Origin of the sequence: Lysobacter sp. Root667 (genome assembly GCF_001427715.1) — a bacterium.
GTDB lineage: Bacteria > Pseudomonadota > Gammaproteobacteria > Xanthomonadales > Xanthomonadaceae > Lysobacter.
The window spans coordinates 247,760-263,201 of record NZ_LMHF01000011.1 but is presented as its reverse complement, the minus strand read 5'-3'; the positions used below and the strand labels follow the sequence as shown (position 1 = coordinate 263,201).

17 protein-coding genes are annotated in these 15,442 nt (G+C 70.2%); 9 read left to right on the top strand and 8 right to left on the bottom strand.

What is annotated here, in order from left to right:
• The first annotated feature begins 16 nt into the window (after positions 1-16).
• The 7 genes from ASD78_RS11260 (at position 17) to ASD78_RS11235 (ending at position 5,870) form a co-directional block, all read left to right on the top strand.
• On the top strand, positions 17-682 hold the full coding sequence (locus ASD78_RS11260; RefSeq protein WP_055905515.1) for a response regulator transcription factor: 666 nt from the start codon (positions 17-19) through the stop codon (positions 680-682).
• Complete coding sequence (locus ASD78_RS11255; RefSeq protein WP_055905512.1) at positions 679-2,058, top strand: ATP-binding protein; 1,380 nt, start codon at positions 679-681, stop codon at positions 2,056-2,058. Before ASD78_RS11260 ends, ASD78_RS11255 begins: the two co-directional genes overlap by 4 nt.
• Before the next feature lie 215 nt (positions 2,059-2,273).
• Positions 2,274-2,759 carry a hypothetical protein gene (locus ASD78_RS11250; RefSeq protein ID WP_056101465.1) on the top strand — a complete coding sequence of 162 codons (486 nt, stop codon included), beginning with the start codon at positions 2,274-2,276 and terminating at the stop codon, positions 2,757-2,759.
• A 67-nt stretch (positions 2,760-2,826) separates the two neighbouring features.
• On the top strand, positions 2,827-4,188 hold the full coding sequence (locus ASD78_RS21215; RefSeq protein ID WP_056101375.1) for an NIPSNAP family protein: 1,362 nt from the start codon (positions 2,827-2,829) through the stop codon (positions 4,186-4,188).
• A 320-nt stretch (positions 4,189-4,508) separates the two neighbouring features.
• Positions 4,509-5,207, top strand: a complete 699-nt coding sequence (locus ASD78_RS11240) for a YafY family protein (RefSeq protein ID WP_055905506.1) — start codon at positions 4,509-4,511, stop codon at positions 5,205-5,207.
• Between the two features lie 25 nt (positions 5,208-5,232).
• A complete protein-coding gene (locus tag ASD78_RS21695) occupies positions 5,233-5,361 on the top strand; it encodes a hypothetical protein (RefSeq protein WP_255355392.1) in 129 nt (42 codons plus the stop codon).
• A 122-nt stretch (positions 5,362-5,483) separates the two neighbouring features.
• A complete protein-coding gene (locus tag ASD78_RS11235) occupies positions 5,484-5,870 on the top strand; it encodes an HU family DNA-binding protein (protein ID WP_055905503.1) in 387 nt (128 codons plus the stop codon).
• A 221-nt stretch (positions 5,871-6,091) separates the two neighbouring features.
• On the opposite strand, the gene ASD78_RS11230 is transcribed toward ASD78_RS11235, so the two are convergent.
• Positions 6,092-6,724, bottom strand: coding sequence for a response regulator transcription factor (locus ASD78_RS11230; RefSeq protein ID WP_055905500.1), 633 nt, complete (start codon positions 6,722-6,724; stop codon positions 6,092-6,094).
• Positions 6,721-7,857, bottom strand: a complete 1,137-nt coding sequence (locus ASD78_RS11225) for a histidine kinase (RefSeq protein WP_055905498.1) — start codon at positions 7,855-7,857, stop codon at positions 6,721-6,723. The genes ASD78_RS11230 and ASD78_RS11225 overlap by 4 nt, the downstream gene beginning before the upstream one ends.
• A gap of 145 nt (positions 7,858-8,002) precedes the next feature.
• On the opposite strand from ASD78_RS11225, the gene ASD78_RS11220 reads away from it, so the two are divergent.
• Positions 8,003-8,728 carry a hypothetical protein gene (locus tag ASD78_RS11220; protein WP_156087713.1) on the top strand — a complete coding sequence of 242 codons (726 nt, stop codon included), beginning with the start codon at positions 8,003-8,005 and terminating at the stop codon, positions 8,726-8,728.
• Between the two features lie 171 nt (positions 8,729-8,899).
• On the opposite strand, the gene phhA is transcribed toward ASD78_RS11220, so the two are convergent.
• Positions 8,900-9,793: a phenylalanine 4-monooxygenase gene (gene phhA, locus ASD78_RS11215; protein WP_056101368.1), complete on the bottom strand. Its 894-nt coding sequence runs from the start codon at positions 9,791-9,793 to the stop codon at positions 8,900-8,902.
• Between the two features lie 123 nt (positions 9,794-9,916).
• On the opposite strand from phhA, the gene ASD78_RS11210 reads away from it, so the two are divergent.
• On the top strand, positions 9,917-10,393 hold the full coding sequence (locus ASD78_RS11210) for an Lrp/AsnC family transcriptional regulator (RefSeq protein WP_055905489.1): 477 nt from the start codon (positions 9,917-9,919) through the stop codon (positions 10,391-10,393).
• A 468-nt stretch (positions 10,394-10,861) separates the two neighbouring features.
• On the opposite strand, the gene ASD78_RS11205 is transcribed toward ASD78_RS11210, so the two are convergent.
• From ASD78_RS11205 to ASD78_RS11185, 5 genes are all read right to left on the bottom strand, one after another.
• Positions 10,862-11,554, bottom strand: coding sequence for an aspartate/glutamate racemase family protein (locus ASD78_RS11205; protein ID WP_056101366.1), 693 nt, complete (start codon positions 11,552-11,554; stop codon positions 10,862-10,864).
• 150 nt (positions 11,555-11,704) lie between these two features.
• Positions 11,705-13,423: a M28 family metallopeptidase gene (locus ASD78_RS11200; protein WP_056101363.1), complete on the bottom strand. Its 1,719-nt coding sequence runs from the start codon at positions 13,421-13,423 to the stop codon at positions 11,705-11,707.
• 35 nt (positions 13,424-13,458) lie between these two features.
• Positions 13,459-14,019, bottom strand: coding sequence for a cysteine hydrolase family protein (locus tag ASD78_RS11195; RefSeq protein WP_056101361.1), 561 nt, complete (start codon positions 14,017-14,019; stop codon positions 13,459-13,461).
• 23 nt (positions 14,020-14,042) lie between these two features.
• A complete protein-coding gene (locus ASD78_RS11190; RefSeq protein WP_055905476.1) occupies positions 14,043-14,414 on the bottom strand; it encodes a hypothetical protein in 372 nt (123 codons plus the stop codon).
• Positions 14,415-14,496: 82 nt separating this feature from the next.
• Positions 14,497-15,261 (bottom strand): rhomboid family intramembrane serine protease, encoded by a 765-nt coding sequence (locus tag ASD78_RS11185; RefSeq protein WP_056101359.1) that lies wholly within the window; start codon positions 15,259-15,261, stop codon positions 14,497-14,499.
• Positions 15,262-15,442 lie beyond the last annotated feature (181 nt).

The following is a 15,442-nucleotide window of genomic DNA, read 5'->3' as shown; positions in this document are numbered from 1 at the left end:
GGATACGGTTGCCGCAATGAACATCCTGCTGGTCGAAGACGACGTCATGCTCGCCGAGGCGGTGCGTGACGGCCTGCGCCAGAACGGTTTCGAGGTCGATTGGGTCGGCGACGCCGGCCTGGCCAAGACCGCGCTGGTCGACCACACCTACGCCGCGGTGCTGCTGGACCTGGGCCTGCCCGGCAGTTCCGGCCTGAGCGTGCTGTCGGCGCTGCGCGGGCGCTACGACGCCACCCCGGTGCTGATCCTGACCGCGCGCGACAAGCTCAGCGACCGCATCGTCGGCCTCGACGCCGGCGCCGACGACTACATCGTCAAACCCTTCCAGCCCGACGAGCTGTACGCGCGACTGCGCGCGGTGATGCGGCGCAGCCAGGGCCGGGTGTCGCCGGTGCTCAGCTGCGGCGGCCTGGTGCTGGATCCGGCGCGGCGCGAAGTCAGCCGCGACGGCGAGCCGGTGACGCTGAGCGCGCACGAGTTCCGCACCCTGATGTTGCTGATGGAACGCCAGGGCCGCGTGGTCACGCGCGAGCAGCTCGAAGAGGCCGTGTACGGCAGTTCCGGCACCATCGAGAGCAACACCATCGCGGTCTACGTGCACCAGCTGCGGCGCAAGCTCGGCGACGGCGTCATCGCGACCGTGCACGGCTACGGCTACCGCATCGGCGGCGCCTCGGCATGAGGACGCGTTCGCTGCGCTGGCGCCTGACCTGGGTGCTGCTGAAGGCGGTGATGGTGGCCTGGCTGGTCTGGATGGGTTGCCAGGTCTGGCAGCAGCGCATGGAGCGCACCGGCCTGTGGGACGCCTCGCTGCGCGACATCGCCGCGCAGGTCCTGGGCTCGATGCCCGACGGCCTGAAGAACCTGCCGGCGCGCGCGCGTCCGCCCATCCCCAACGGCGCGCGCGATTGGAAGATGAGTTTCCAGGTCTGGGTCGAGGGCCGCAACGTGGTCTATTCGCCGGCCGCGCCGTTGGAGCCGCTGAAGCCGGACTACGCCGACGGTTTCGTCACGCGCGTGATCGACGGCGAGCGCTGGCGCGTGTACAGCCTCACCGATCCGCAGCGCGGCATCACCGTCCAGGTCGGCCGCTCCAAGTACCAGATCGCCAACGAGATGCGCGGCTGGATCGCCTGGAGCGTGCTCGCGGCGGCGCTGATCTTCGTGCTGTTCGGCATCGCCGTGTGGGGCGTGATCGGGCGCTCTCTGCGGCCGCTGACCGCGCTGCGCAACACCCTGCTGCAGCGCAAGCCGCTGGATCTCACCCCGCTGGTCGCGCCCGACCTGCCCAGCGAATTCCGGCCGCTGGTCGACGCCTTCAACGGCCAGCTCCAGCGCGTCGACAACGCGGTCCAGCACGAGCGCCGCTTCATTTCCGACGCCGCCCACGAGCTGCGCACGCCGCTGGCGGTGCTGACCGCGCACGCCGATCTGGCGCTGCGCGCCGAGACCATCGAGGAGAAGAACACCGCGCTGCAGCGGCTCGCCGCCGGCGTGCAGCGCAGCGCGCGACTGTCGGAGCAGCTGCTGGACATGGCGCGGCTGGACGCCGGCGTCGATGCCGCGCCGCTGCTGCCGGTGTCGTTGTCGGAACTGGTGGTGCTGGTGGTGCGGGACTTCGAAACCCTGGCCCGCGACCGCCGCCAGCGCGTGAGCCTGCAGTCCGAGCCCTGCAGGATCCTGGGTGACGTCGACCAGCTCGGCATCCTGCTGCGAAACCTGATCGACAACGCGGTGCGCTACGCCGGTATGGACGGCCAGGTCGCGGTGTCGTGCCTGCAGGCGACCCGCGACGGCGTGGCCGGCGTCGAGCTGCGCGTCGCCGACAACGGCCCCGGCGTGCCCGAAGCCGACCGCAACCGTATTTTCGACCGCTTCTTCCGCGTGCCCGGCCAGTCCACACCCGGACGTCCCGACAGCGGCAGCGGCATCGGCTTGTCGCTGGTGGCGCGCATCGCCCAGATCCACGGTGCGAGCCTGCATCCCTGCGACGGCATCGACGGCTGCGGCTTCTGTATCGCGGTGTTTTTCCCGCGTGCGCCCGACCCGGTGCCGTGAATTCGCAAGTCAGGCTACTGACAGCAGGCTGGCAGCAGCCCAGGCGCAGTCTGTGCCGGTGCGATAGGCACGGGCGGAGCGTCAGCATGGACCGGCAACGACGACGAATCCTGCAATGGGGCGTGGCCGCCCAGGCGGCGGCGATCGCCGCCGCGCTGCCCGCGACCGCCGTGCTCGCGCACGCCGCCACCCCTTCCCCGACAGGACGCCCCGCCATGTCCCATCAAGACGACCGCCGCGACGGCCGCCACGATTTCGACTTCTATCACGGCCGCTGGCAGGTCAAGAACCGCCGCCTCAAGGAGCGCCTGGCCGGCAGCGACGAGTGGATCGAGTTCGACGCCGTCGACGAATGCAAACCGGTGCTCGGCGGCCTGGGCAGCATGGACCGTTACACCACCGACTGGGGCGGCGGCATCGTCGGCATGGCGCTGCGCCTGTACCGGCCGCAGACCGGGCAGTGGTACGTGTATTGGGCCAGCGACCGCGACGGCGTACTGGAACCGCCGCTGATCGGCGCCTTCCGCGACGGCGTCGGCGTGTTCGAAGGCCAGGAAGCGCACCAGGGCCGGATGCTGCCCTCGCGCGCGGTCTGGTCGGACATCAACGAACGCAGCCTGCGCTGGGAACAGGCGCTGTCGCCCGACGGCGGCAAGACCTGGGAAACCAACTGGGTCATGCACATGACCCGGCTGGCCTGAGCGCCGCACTACGCCCGCAGAACGATCCCGTGAACCCCACGCGCGCAAGCGCGCAGCGAGACATGTCATGAACGACAGCACATCCGCCAACGACGGCCGCCACGATTTCGACTTCTTCCACGGCCGTTGGACGATCCGCAACGAACGCCTGCGCGAGCGCCTGGCCGGCTCGACCGATTGGGAGGTGTTCGAGGCCAGCCAGCGCTGCGAGCCCATCCTCGGCGGCCTGGGCAACGTCGACGACTTCGTCAGCGATTGGGGCCGCCCCGGCAGCGCCGAGAAATTCCTCGGCATGACCCTGCGCTTGTTCAATCCGGAAACCCGGCAATGGAGCCTGTACTGGGCCGGCAACCACGACGGTGTGCTGGAACCGCCGGTGGTGGGCGCGTTCAAGGACGGCGTCGGCACCTTCGTCGGCGCGGCCGAGCACGAAGGCCGCCCGGTCCTGGCCAAGTTCACCTGGGACCAGATCAGCGCCAACGCCGCGCACTGGCACCAGGCCTTCTCCGCCGACGGCGGCAAGACCTGGGAAACCAACTGGCACATGTGGATGCGCCGGATCGACGAGAGCGGCCGCCTGGTCCACGACGACGCGGTGATCGAACTGCGCCAGTACACGATGAACCCGGGGCGGCGCGACGATCTGATCGGCCTGTTCGAACGGGAGTTCATCGAAACCCAGGAAGCGGTCGGCATCCACGTGATCGGCCAGTTCCGCGACCTCGACGGGCCCGACCGCTACGTCTGGGTGCGTGGCTTCCCGGGCATGCGCGAGCGCGCCGCGGCGCTGAATTCGTTCTACTCCGGGCCGGTCTGGCAGCGCCACCGCGAGGCCGCCAACGCGACCCTGCTCGACAACGACGACGTGCTGCTGCTCAAGCCCGCGCGCCCGGGCTCCGGCTTCCCGCCGGCGCCGGCGGCGCGCGCGCCGGTCGGCGCCAGCCAGTTGCCCGAGGCGGTCTACGTCGCCGGCATCTGCTCGCTGAACGCGCCGGCCGAGGACGGTTTCGGCGAGCTGTTCGACTCTGCGTTCGCGCCGCTGCTGCGCGCTTCGGGCGCGGAACTGGTCGCGACCTACCTGACCGACCCCAGCGAAAACAGCTTCCCGCGCCTGCCCGTGCGCGAGGGCGAGCGGGTGTTCGTGTGGTTCGCGCGCTACGCCGACGAAGACCATTGGGCGAACGCGACGCGCGCGCTGAACCTGGACCCGCGTTGGCGCGACGTGCTGGTGGAAGCGATGTTGGGCGACCTGGCCGCGGCACCGGTGCTGCTGAGACTGGGCCCGGCGGCGCGCTCGGAGCTGGCCGACGTCGACGCGCCGCAGAAGGCCGCGGCCGCGACGGTGGCCCGCGCCATGGCGATGGCCGCAGCGGTCGGCGACCCGCGCCACGGCCGCGATTCGGACACGGAATTAGCGGTCGCTTCGTAAGGCGAGCGTCGGATCGCCGACGTCGAAGCGCGAGCCTCAGGACTTCGCGCAGTTCAAGCGCTCGATAGTGCCTATCAGCGCGCTCTTGGCCCCCTCTCCCGCTCGCGGGAGAGGGCTGGGGCAAGCGCAAGCGCCGCGCCACCGCGCAATGCCGCTACCCGCCATCCCCACAAGCGCGCGCATCCAGCGACATCCACACCCTCTCCCACCCAGCCAGACGAATCTCAATCGCTCCCCCCAGCCGACACCCAAACACCCACCGCCATGCCCCGTTCCCCCGCCCGTGTTGAGCCCGGACCCGCGTCGCGGGATCATGCGGCATGCGCCGCGCCGACCGATTGTTCCTGCTGATCCATGCCCTGCGCGGACGCCGCCAAGCGATCACCGCCCAGCAGCTCGCAAAGACGCTGGCGGTATCGCTGCGCACGGTCTACCGCGACGTCGCCGACCTGCAGCGCTCCGGCGTGCCGATCGAGGGCGAGGCCGGAGTCGGTTACGTGCTGCGCAAGGGGTCGGACATCCCGCCGCTGATGTTCAGTCCCGACGAGCTCGAAGCCCTGGTGGTCGGCACGCGCTTCGTGCGCGCGTTCGCGGGCGAGCGCCTGGGCGAAAGCGCGACCGCGGCCCTGCTCAAGATCGAGGCGGTGCTGCCGCCGGAGCTCAAGGACCGCAGCCGGCGCACCCGCATCTTCGCGCCCCAGCTCGGCGACCGGATCGAGGCCAGCGGCCTGATCGACGTCCTGCATGCGGCGATTTCCGACCTGCGCGTGCTGCGCCTGCTCTACCGCGACGGCGAAGCGCGCGCCAGCCAGCGCGAGGTCGAACCGCTGTGCCTGTCGTTCTGGGGCGGCAGCTGGACCCTGGGCGCCTGGTGCCGCCTGCGCGGCGATTTCCGCAACTTCCGGCCCGACCGCATCGTCGAGTACGCGGCCACCGGCGAGACCTTCGGCGACAGCCGCGAGCGCGGCCTCGACGCCTATCTGCGTTCGGTCGGCGCCAATCCTGCCGACGTCCGTTGAACCGCGGGGCGCGCGCGAGGAGCGCGTGACGACGGTCGACGCGGCGCATTCGGGCCGCTTTCGCGGTGCCATTCCTGCTGCGGCGCGGCGCGTTTTCGACCCGATTTCGAGCCGTTCCGCACCCGCGTCGGCGACCGCTCAGGCGCGCAAGTGAAAAAAAAGCGCTCTTTCCGCCATTCGGCGCTTGGCGCGGCCGCCGTGTTGTCCTACATTCCGCCTTGCCGAAGGGGTTTCCTGGCAAACCATCCATTCATCGAGCATCACCGGGACAATTAAATGGCGACGAAGAAGAAAGTTGTAGCGAAGAAGAAGGCGGCTCCGAAGGCTGCCGCCAAGCCGGCCGCTCCGAAGCCGATCAAGGAAGCGCTGAGCAAGTCGGGCCTGGTCGCCCACTTGGCCGAAACCACGGGTGTGGTCGCCAAGGACATCCGCTCGGTGCTGTCGGCGCTGGAAGGCGCCGTGCACGCGTCGATCAGCAAGAAGGGCGCGGGTGCGTTCACCCTGCCGGGCCTGCTGAAGATCACGGCCGTCAACGTGCCGGCCAAGCCGAAGCGCAAGGGCATCAACCCCTTCACCAAGGAAGAGCAGTGGTTCGCTGCGAAGCCGGCTTCGGTGAAGGTCAAGGTGCGTCCGCTGAAGAAGCTCAAGGACGCCGCGGCCTGATCGCCCGTCTCGCGGAGCGCGGCCCCGCGCCGCCTCCGCACACCGCCCTCTCCCGTTCGCGGGAGAGGGTTGTGGTCGCCACGCCGACCCGGGCCCGGGCCCGAGAACCCGTACCCATCAAGTCCGTACTTATCGAGCCCGCTCCCATCGAGCTCGCACCAGCCAGCCGTTTGCCGGCTTGGCTCATTGCAGCGGCCCTCTTCGGCCGCGCCTGCGCAGCCTCAGATCACCCGTAGCGTGATCGCCTTCAGCACCGCACGGGTGCGGTCGCGGGTGTCCAGCTTCTCCAGGATCACCGACACGTAATTCTTGACCGTGCCCTCGGCCAGGAACATCGCGCGTGCGATTTCCTTGTTCGAATAGCCGCCGGCCATCAGCCGCAGCACCGAGACTTCGCGCTCGGTGAACAGCGCGCGCGGCGCGTCGTCGGCGTGGTAGCGGTAACGCGCGCGCACCGGCTCGGTGCTGACCGGCTGCAGCAGGGTGTCGCCGGCGGCGACGCGCACGATCGCGTCGTACAGATCCTCCGGCGCGGCGTCCTTGAGCAGGAAGCCCTGTGCGCCGGCCTCGGTCGCGCGCAGCAGCAGGTCGCCGTCGTCGAAGGTGGTCAGCAGCAGTACCGGGGTGCGGTCGCCGCGTTCGCGCAGCCGCACCAAGGCCTCGATCCCGTCCAGCCCGGGCATGCGGATATCGCTGAGCACCACGTCGACCGGCGTTTCCTGCAGACGGTCCAGCAGCGCCTGGCCGTCGTCGGCTTCGAACGCGATGCTCACGCCCTGCAGCTCCAGCAAGGCGCGCAAACCGGCGCGGACCAGGGCCTGATCGTCGGCCAGTGCGATCCGCGGCGGGCTCATGCGGGCAGCTCCGCGTCGATCCGCAGCGCGCCGCGCAGCGTGGTCTGCAGGACCAGGGTGCCGCCGGCCGCGGTCACGCGCTCGCGCATGCCGGCCAGGCCGTTGCCCTCGCACAGCGTGCCGCGCAGATGGCCGTCGTCCTCGACGCCGACCCGCAGCCGCTTGCCGTCGCGCACGATCGTCACCCGTACGTGTTCGGCATCGGCATGGCGGGCGCTGTTGGTCAGCGCTTCCTGGACCAGGCGCAGGATGGTTTCGGCGATGGCCGGATCGGTGAGGTGGACATCGTCGGCGATGCTCAGCTCCAGGCGCGGCCGCGGCAGCGGCGCGGCCAGTGCGCGCAGGGCCACGCCCAGGTCCAGCCCGCGCGTGTCGCGCAGGGCCTGGACCACGTTGCGGATGTCGCCCAGCAGTTCGGTCGACAGGCGCTGCGCGATCGCGATTTCGGAGCGCTTGGCGTAGTCCGGATCGGCGGCGAGCGCGCGCAGGTTCAAGGTCATGGCGGTGAGTTTATGCCCGGCGACGTCGTGCAGTTCGCGCGCCACCCGCAGGCGCTCGGCGTCGCGCGCGCTGTCGGCCAGCAGGGCGCGCGTGGCCAGCAGGTCGGCGTTGACGCGCGAGAGCTGGTCGCGGGCCTCTTCGGCTCGGCGCGCGTAGTGCGCGATCAGCGACGAGAATGCCTGGAAGCCGGCGAAGATCAGCACCACGATCAGGGCCGAGTTGTGGCCCGATGCGCGCAGCAGCAGGTACAGGGCCAGATCGATCAACACGGTCGCCGTCAGCGTGACCCGCGCCGGATAGATCATTGCCAGTTGCGCCGACAGGATCACCAGCAGCGCCGGCGCGGTGCCGCCGCGCGGCGCCGTCCAGGTCACCGCCAGCGCGCAGACTGCTTCGGCCGCCAGCAGCAGCGCGGTCGCCACGCGCCGGTCGCGCGGCACGAAATCGCCGATCAGGAAGGCCAGGCCGAAACCCGCCATCGCCAGCCACTGCCAGAGCCCGTCGTCGGCGTTGTCGTAACGCAACGACAGCGCCACCGCCAGCCAGGTCAGCAAGGCCGGCAGGTTGAGCGGTTGGAAGATCACGCGCAGGAACGCGTTGCCCAGGATCACTCGTTCGAATAGCGACTTCATGCGGCCATGCTGCGTGCGCCCGCGACCGCTGGCAATGCCCGTTCGGCGAAAGGTGACTTCCGGCAGGTCGCGGCGGTGACCGCCGACACTGCGCCGCGCCGCGGCAGCAGCGGAGGCTGTGCGAAACCGCCAAGGAGCCGCTGTCATGACTGCTTACTCGATGCTGGTGGCCACGCACGGAACCATCGGCGTGGTCGCGCTGGGCACGTTCTGGGCCGCCGCCGCGCTGCGCAAGGGCAGCCCGCTGCATCGCCGTTTCGGCCAGGTCTATCTGCTGGCGATGCTGGGCATCCTGATCACTGCGGTGCCGATGGCCATGGTGCGCTACCTGCAGGGACAGCTCTACATCGCGGTGTTCCTGGGATACCTGGTGGCGATCACCGCCAACGGCGTCTGGGCCGCGTGGCGCGCGATCCGCGACAAGCACGATGTCGTGCGCTACACCGGACCGGTGTACGTCGCCTCCGGCGTGCTGGCGCTGCTGGCCGGCCTGGGCGTGCTCGCGCTGGGCGTGCGCGACGGCTCGCCCTTGTTCATCGGCTTCTCATCGATCGGGCTGTTCATCGGTTACGACACGCTCAAGAAGCGCCGGCATCGCCAGCGGCTGGCCGCGCGCCCGCGCTGGTGGATGATCGAGCACTACAGCGCGATGCTGGGCAACGGCATCGCCACTCACGTCGCCTTCCTGGCGATCGGCCTGCCGCGCCTGCTGCCGGCGGCGGACGGCGTGGCCCTGCATTACTTCGCCTGGTTCGGTCCGCTGGTCGCGGCGGTGATCGCAAAGGTGTGGCTGGACCGCAAGCATGCGCCGCGCAAACCCGTCGCTGCGTCGGGTACCGCGATCGCGGACGGAAGTTCGCGCCCGGCGTGATCGCGGCCACGGCGACGACATTGCGTTCGGCTAGGGGCACCTACGCCGGTGCGTCGCGGGCATGTCCGTCACGGCCGTCGCAGGCCCGATGGAGCGGCGCCCCGGCCGCTCCTTGCGCTGCATCCAGTCGTCCGCGCGTCGGTGTCGCGGAGTTCCGGCACCCGGCTCCGCTCAGACGTCGCCGTCGTTGAGCCAACCCTCGCCGGTGCCGCGGTGGTAGACGGTGTCGCCGGCCAGCACGTCGCCGGCCGGCACCGAGCCCTGCTCGGCGAGCCGGGCGTAGAGCGGGGTGAAGTCCGGCGCGGTCGCGTCCATCAGCTGTTCGAAGCTGTCGATCACGAAGTAGGTCTTCTGGTAGGTATCGATGCGGTAGCGCGTGCGCATGATCCGCTCCAGATCGAAACCGATGCGATTGGGCGCGTCCGAATCCAGGCAGTAGATCGACTCGCTCTTGGACGAGACGATGCCGCTGCCGTAGATGCGCAGCCCGTCGGCCTGCTTGATCAGGCCGAATTCCACCGTGTACCAGTACAGCCGGGTCAGGTTGACCAGGGCCTCGGGCCCGATCGCGTGCGCCTTCACGCCGCCGCGGCCGTAGGCCTGCATGTAGTCGGCGAACACCGGGTTCATCAGCAGCGGCACGTGACCGAACAGGTCGTGGAACAGGTCAGGCTCGCTGAGGTAGTCGATCTGCTCGGGCTTGCGGATCCACCAGGTCACCGGGAAGCGGCGGTTGGCCAGGTGATCGAAGAAGGTCAGTTCCGGCAGCAGACCCTCGACGCCGACCAGCTCCCATCCGGTGGCCGCGCGCAGCACGGCGTTGAGGTCGTCGAACTTGGGGATGCGGTCGGGCGTCATGTGCATGGCGCGCTGCGCGGTCAGGAACTCGTCGCTGGCGCGGCCGACCAGCACCTGCTGCTGGCGCTCGAACAGCTGCGCCCACATCGCATGGTCGCCGGCGCTATACGTCGACCACGGCTGCTCCACCACGGCGGTCGTATAGACCGGCACGTAGCCCTTGTCGGTGAGCTGGTGTTCGACGCGCTGCGGCGTGGTGGCGTTCATGGCGGTGTTTCCTGGTTGATCCGTGACTGTATCGCCGGATACGCGCAAGAAGCTTGCGTTGTTGCGCCGGAACTCGGTTGTGGCGCATGATTCTTGCGTCATTAACGAAATAGTTGCACGAATATGGCCGCCGTCGAGCTGGATCGCACCGACCTGTTGCTGCTGGCCGAACTCCAGCGCCAGGGCCGCCAGACCAATGCCGAACTGGCCGAGCGCGTGCACTTGTCGGCTTCGGCCTGCCTGCGCCGGGTCCAGCGCCTGGAACGCGAGGGCGTGATCGCCGGCTACCGCGCCGAGGTCGATCCCGAACGCATCGGCCTGGGCCTGCAGGCCTTCGTGCGCGTGCAGCTCAACCACCACGATACCGACGCGCTGGAGTCGTTCCGGCGTTTCGTCAACGAATGGGACGAGGTCGTCACCTGTCATGCGTTGACCGGCGACATGGACTACCTGCTGCTGGTGGCGGTGCGCGACCTGGAGCACTTCTCGCACTTCCTGCTCGACCGCCTGCTCAACCAGGCGGGCGTGGCCGACATCAATTCCAGCTTCGTGCTGCGTACGGTGAAAGCGTTCCGCGGGCTGCCGCTGCCGGCGAAGTAGCGCGGAGTCGAGGCGTCAAAGGACCGGAGCTGTCTGTGGGAGCGGCGTGAGCCGCGATGGGAGTTGGGCGGATGCGCCGCTTCATGGACGAGTCGCGGCTCACGCCGCTCCTACCCCAAGGCGGGGGTGCGCTGGGGAGTGGAGAGACGATCGCGGCTTACGCCGCTCCCACAGAAGGCGGAAGGCGAACCCGGAGCGAAACCCCGCCGGCAGGTGAAGTTCGCGGTCGCGGCTCACGCCGCTCCTACCCCAAGGCGGGGGTGCGCTGGGGAGTGGAGAGACGATCGCGGCTTACGCCGCTCCCACAGAAGGCAGAAGGCGAATTCGGAGCGAAACCCGCCAGCAGGCGAAGTTCGCGGTCGCGGCTTACGCCTCTCCTACCCCAAGGCGGGTGGTGCGCTGGGGAGTGGAGAGACGATCGCGGCTTACGCTGCTCCCACGGAGAGCGGCCCATGGCCGCACGGTGGACTACCCGATCGCCGCCAGCGCCGCCGCCTGCGCATGCAGCGCGGTGGTATCGAAGGCCGGCACCTCGATATCGTCCTGGCCGATCAGCAGGCCGATCTCGGTGCAGCCCAGGATCACGCCCTGGGCGCCGCGCGCGACCAGGCCGGCGATGATCTCGCGGTAAGCCTGGCGCGAGGCGTCGCGGATCGTGCCCAGGCACAGCTCGTCGTAGATCACGCGATGGACAAGCTCGCGCCCGGCCTCGTCCGGCACCAGCACCTCCAGGCCATGGTTTTCGCTCAGGCGCCGGCGGTAGAAGTCCTGCTCCATGGTGAAGCGCGTGCCGAGCAGGGCGACGCGCTGCAGGCCGGCGGCGCGGATCGCCGCGCCGGTCGGATCGGCGATGTGCAGCAGCGGCAGCTCGGAGATCGCTTCGACCTGCGCGGCGACCTTGTGCATGGTGTTGGTGCAGATCACCAGCAGCTCCGCGCCGCCCAGGCGCAGCCCGCGCGCGGCCTCGCCGAGCACGCGCCCGGCCTGCTTCCAGTCGCCGGCATGCTGCAGGCGCTCGATCTGGGCGAAGTCGACGCTGTACAGCAGCAGCCGCGCCGAATGCAGGCCGCCCAGGCGTTCCTTCACGGTTTCGTTGATCTGGCGGTAGTAGGGAACCGTCGATTCCCAACTCATGCCGCCGAGCAGGCCGAGTGTTTTCATGGGCCGAGTATAAGGACGGGCGCAGTCGCCGCGTCGGCCATGGGTAGGATGTGGTGAGCGTAGCGAACCGCATCATCGCCGCTGCCCATATTCACGCCGAGCGCTAGCAGGAACGACCATCGCCGCAGCGGAGCGAGGCGGACGTTGCGATCAATCGGCATGCGCATCGCCTCCGGAACCATCGGTGCCGAAACGCTGGCCGAAGAAGTCGCCGGCGTTCCAGGTCGGGCGTTGCGGCGCGTCGCCGATCAGCCGCCCCAGGCGTGCGTTGAGGCGGGCCAGCCGCGCCGCGTCGGCGTACTGGATGGGCTGGCTCGTGTCGTCGCCGGGCTGGTGGTAGCGCTGGCTCAAGTAGTTGCGTTGCGCTGCACGCGGGTCGGCGCCGAAGCGCGCGCCCTCGACGCCGCCGTTGAGGTACACCGCCGGCACGCCGGCGCGGATGAAGGCGTACTGGTCGCTGCGCACGAACATGTTCTGTTCCGGCGCCGGGTCCGGCGACAGCGCCACGCCGACGTCCTTGGCGGCCTGGCGCACCAGCGGCGCCAGGCTGGAATGCTCGATCCCGACCGGCACCACGTCGCGGGTCGGCGCCAGCAGGATCGGCATGTCGAGATTGAGATTGGCGACCAGGGATGCGGCCGGCACGGTCGGGTGCTGGGCGAACCACTGCGCGCCCAGCAATCCCTTTTCCTCGCCGGTGACCGCGACGAACAGGATCGAACGCCGCGGCGGGGTCGGCGCGGCGGCGAGCTTGCGCGCGGCCTCCAGCATCACCGCCACGCCCAGGGCGTTGTCGACGGCGCCGTTGTAGATCGCATCGCCGTCCACCGGCGGGCCGATGCCGACGTGGTCCAGGTGCGCGCTGAACACCACGTGCTCGGCCGACAGCCGGCGGTCGGAACCGGGCAGGCGCGCGACCACGTTGCGCGATTCCAGCGGCGCGACCGTGTTGCGTGCGGCCAGGACGATGCGGCCGGGCAGATCGAAACCGCGCAGGCGGCCGGCATCGGTGGCCTGGTACAGCTCGGCGGCGGTGTGGCCGTTGCCGGACAGCAGCACGTCGGCCACCGCCGCGCTGACCCGTGCGACCACGCGCAGCGACGGCGTGCTGTCGATCGCGCGGCCGTCGCTGCCGCGCAGGCGCATGCCGGGGCGTTGCCAGTCTTCGGCCGAGCGCGCCCAGGGGTAGGTCTGCTCGTCGCCGGTGGTGGCCACGAACACGGCGCCGACCGCGCCGCGTTCGGCCACGGCGCGCAGCTTCTCTTCGGTGCTGGCGTAGAACGCGCGCTGATCGGGCGCGAAGCGCGCCGGCGCGCCGCCGAACAGCACCGCGATCTTGCCGCGCAGGTCCAGGCCGGCGAAATCGTCGTGGCGCAGTTCCGGCGCGTGCACGGCCTGGGCCACGAACACGGCCGGCGCTTCGACGCGGGCTTCGGGCTGGTCGTAGTTGAGCAGCGGCAGGAACTGGTCGCGGAAGCGCAGCGCGGTGGTCGCGCCGTTGCGCTCGATCACCAGTTCGTTGCCCTCGGCCAGGCGCTGCGCGCGCAGCAGCGGCACGCGTTGGGTGTAGCCGCCGTCGTCGCCGGCCGGACGCAGGCCCATCGCACGCAGGCGTTGGGCGACGTAGAGCGCGGCCAGGTCGTGGCCGCGGCTGCCGGTCTCGCGGCCTTCGAGCAGATCGTCGGCGAGGTAGCGCACATCGGCTTCGATGCGGCGCGCATCGGCCGCGGCGGATTCGTCGTAGCCCTCGTCGGGCGCCGCGCGCTGGCAGGCGCTCAACGCCAGGGCGGCGGCGAGCAGCAGCAGCGGACGGCGGAAGATCGACAGGCGCGGCATGCTCGGCGGGGGCGCGTGGAAGGCCGGTAGCATCGCATGGGATCCGCGCTGCGCGGCCGCACGCGGGTTCAGCGCAGGGCGACGCCGCCGTTGCGTACGAACTGGATATCGGCGCTGTCGACCGCGCGGATCTCGACCCCGAAGCTGACGATGTCGGCCAGGGTCGCGTTGTGGTGCTCGCGGATGCGCGCGGCGGTCAGGTGCGGTTTGTCGTGGGTGGTATGGGCGTCGGCGGCCAGGGTCACCGGGTAGCCGAGCGCGGCGGCGCGACGGGTGGTGGTGTCGACGCAGAAGTCGCTGGCATAGCCGCCGATCACCAGATGGTCGACGCCCAGCGATTGCAGCAGCGATTCCAGACCGGTGTGCAGGAATGCGTCGGGCGAGGTCTTGCCGACCACCAGGTCGTCGTCGTGCACGTCGAGTTTGGCCTGGAACGCCCAGCCCGGCGTACCGGGTTCGAGCAGCGTGCCGATGCGTTCGTGGCGGACGAAGATCACCGGGGTTCCGGCGTCGCGCGCGCGTGCGATCAGCGCGTTGAGGCGCGCGATCACCGCGTCGGCGTCGTCCGGGCGCGGCTCGCCGTCGAACAGGCCGCTTTGGACGTCGATCACCAGCAGGGCAGGGGTCATGGGGGATCCGCCGAAAGACGCGCTCAGGGCGTGCGCCAGGTGCCGCCGGTGCTTTCGCAACTGCGTTGGGTGATCGCCAGCATCTGCGCGTTGCGGGCGTAGTAGTAGGTGCGGACCTTCTGGCCCATCGGGTTCTCGCAGACGCCGCCGGCTCCGGCCGGGCAAGCGGGGCCGACGGTGGCGGTGGCGTTGCCGCCGGCGTTCTGGATCGAGCCGACGTTGGATTCGCACTGCGCCTTGTAGGCGCCGGACGGGTTGGCGGTGTCGACTTCGCTGCATTCCATGAACGGTGCGCCGTAGAGATTGCCCTGAATCAGGCAGGCGCCCTTGGCGGCGGCGAGCGGGCTGGCGAGCGCCAGCGCGCACAGGACCAGGCTGGGGGAAACCAGACGCATTGGGCGGACTCCTTGTGGCCGAAAGTGGTGCGATCTACGCATCACTCTAGCCTGCCGCCGCGATGGGGTTAAGCCGCGGCGTTCATGGTTCGCGGCGCGGCGGGAAGCGCAGGACCACGCCCGGTTCGGGATCGGGGCGGTTCCACAGCACCGGCACTTCGCGCGGGCTGGGCGGTTCGAGCTCGTCCACGGCCGGCACCATGCTGTCTTCCTCGTCTTCCCAGCTGTAGCGCTTGCGCGGCGCCAGCGGGTCGCTGCGGCGGAACAGGAAGGCCGCGATCACGCCCGCCACCGCGCCGCCCAGGTGCGCCTGCCAGGAAATGCCCGGCTCGCGCGGAAGGATGGTCAGCAGCATGCCGCCGTAGAACATGAAGGCGATCATGGCCGCGGCGATCGACGGCCGGTCGCGACGCAGCAGGCCCAGCACGAACACCAGGAACATCAGGCCGTGGGTCAGGCCGCTGGCGCCGAGGTGATGGCTGCCGACGCTGCCGAGCAACCACGCGCCCAGGCCCGAACCCAGCCAGATCAGCGGCAGCGCACGCACGGTGGCGCGCGGATACACGCCGCCGGCGAGCGTGCCCAGCATCAGCAGCGAGATCGCGTTGGTGGCCAGGTGCTCGATCGAGCCGTGCAGCAGCGGCGCGGTCAGCACGCCGAGCAGGCCCTCCGGCGACCACGGCTGCACCGCCCATGCGCCCACGTCGAACTGGCCCTGGGCGGTGTAGACGGCGGCGAGCACCAGCACGAAGGCCAGGCTGGCGTTGAGCGCGCGCAACAGCCGGCCGCGGTCGGCTTTGCGCTGGGTCGGGGTGTCGGGCGGGGCTTCGTGAGTGGGCAGGTGCATGTTTGCGAGATTGGCACCGGCGCCGGCGAATACAAGCCGCGCCCCGCGGGCCAGTTCGTCCCGCGGGTGGGACAGGGATGCCGCGCACGTTTCGTCGCCCGACCGGCGGGGCCTGCGGCGGGGCGCAAGCGCGCGCCGCGTCGAAAGGCCGGCAACTGCGGCGATTTCCGGGCAAATCCCC

Excerpts from the sequence above, each read along its gene's own strand:
- ASD78_RS11260 (WP_055905515.1), top strand. The coding sequence starts at position 17 with ATGAACATCCTGCTGGTCGAAGACGACGTCATGCTCGCCGAGGCGGTG.
- ASD78_RS11255 (WP_055905512.1), top strand. The coding sequence starts at position 679 with ATGAGGACGCGTTCGCTGCGCTGGCGCCTGACCTGGGTGCTGCTGAAG.
- ASD78_RS11250 (WP_056101465.1), top strand. The coding sequence starts at position 2,274 with ATGTCCCATCAAGACGACCGCCGCGACGGCCGCCACGATTTCGACTTC.
- ASD78_RS21215 (WP_056101375.1), top strand. The coding sequence starts at position 2,827 with ATGAACGACAGCACATCCGCCAACGACGGCCGCCACGATTTCGACTTC.
- ASD78_RS11240 (WP_055905506.1), top strand. The coding sequence starts at position 4,509 with ATGCGCCGCGCCGACCGATTGTTCCTGCTGATCCATGCCCTGCGCGGA.
- ASD78_RS11235 (WP_055905503.1), top strand. The coding sequence starts at position 5,484 with ATGGCGACGAAGAAGAAAGTTGTAGCGAAGAAGAAGGCGGCTCCGAAG.
- ASD78_RS11230 (WP_055905500.1), bottom strand. The coding sequence starts at position 6,724 with ATGAGCCCGCCGCGGATCGCACTGGCCGACGATCAGGCCCTGGTCCGC.
- ASD78_RS11225 (WP_055905498.1), bottom strand. The coding sequence starts at position 7,857 with ATGAAGTCGCTATTCGAACGAGTGATCCTGGGCAACGCGTTCCTGCGC.
- ASD78_RS11220 (WP_156087713.1), top strand. The coding sequence starts at position 8,003 with ATGACTGCTTACTCGATGCTGGTGGCCACGCACGGAACCATCGGCGTG.
- phhA (WP_056101368.1), bottom strand. The coding sequence starts at position 9,793 with ATGAACGCCACCACGCCGCAGCGCGTCGAACACCAGCTCACCGACAAG.
- ASD78_RS11210 (WP_055905489.1), top strand. The coding sequence starts at position 9,917 with ATGGCCGCCGTCGAGCTGGATCGCACCGACCTGTTGCTGCTGGCCGAA.
- ASD78_RS11205 (WP_056101366.1), bottom strand. The coding sequence starts at position 11,554 with ATGAAAACACTCGGCCTGCTCGGCGGCATGAGTTGGGAATCGACGGTT.
- ASD78_RS11200 (WP_056101363.1), bottom strand. The coding sequence starts at position 13,423 with ATGCTACCGGCCTTCCACGCGCCCCCGCCGAGCATGCCGCGCCTGTCG.
- ASD78_RS11195 (WP_056101361.1), bottom strand. The coding sequence starts at position 14,019 with ATGACCCCTGCCCTGCTGGTGATCGACGTCCAAAGCGGCCTGTTCGAC.
- ASD78_RS11190 (WP_055905476.1), bottom strand. The coding sequence starts at position 14,414 with ATGCGTCTGGTTTCCCCCAGCCTGGTCCTGTGCGCGCTGGCGCTCGCC.
- ASD78_RS11185 (WP_056101359.1), bottom strand. The coding sequence starts at position 15,261 with ATGCACCTGCCCACTCACGAAGCCCCGCCCGACACCCCGACCCAGCGC.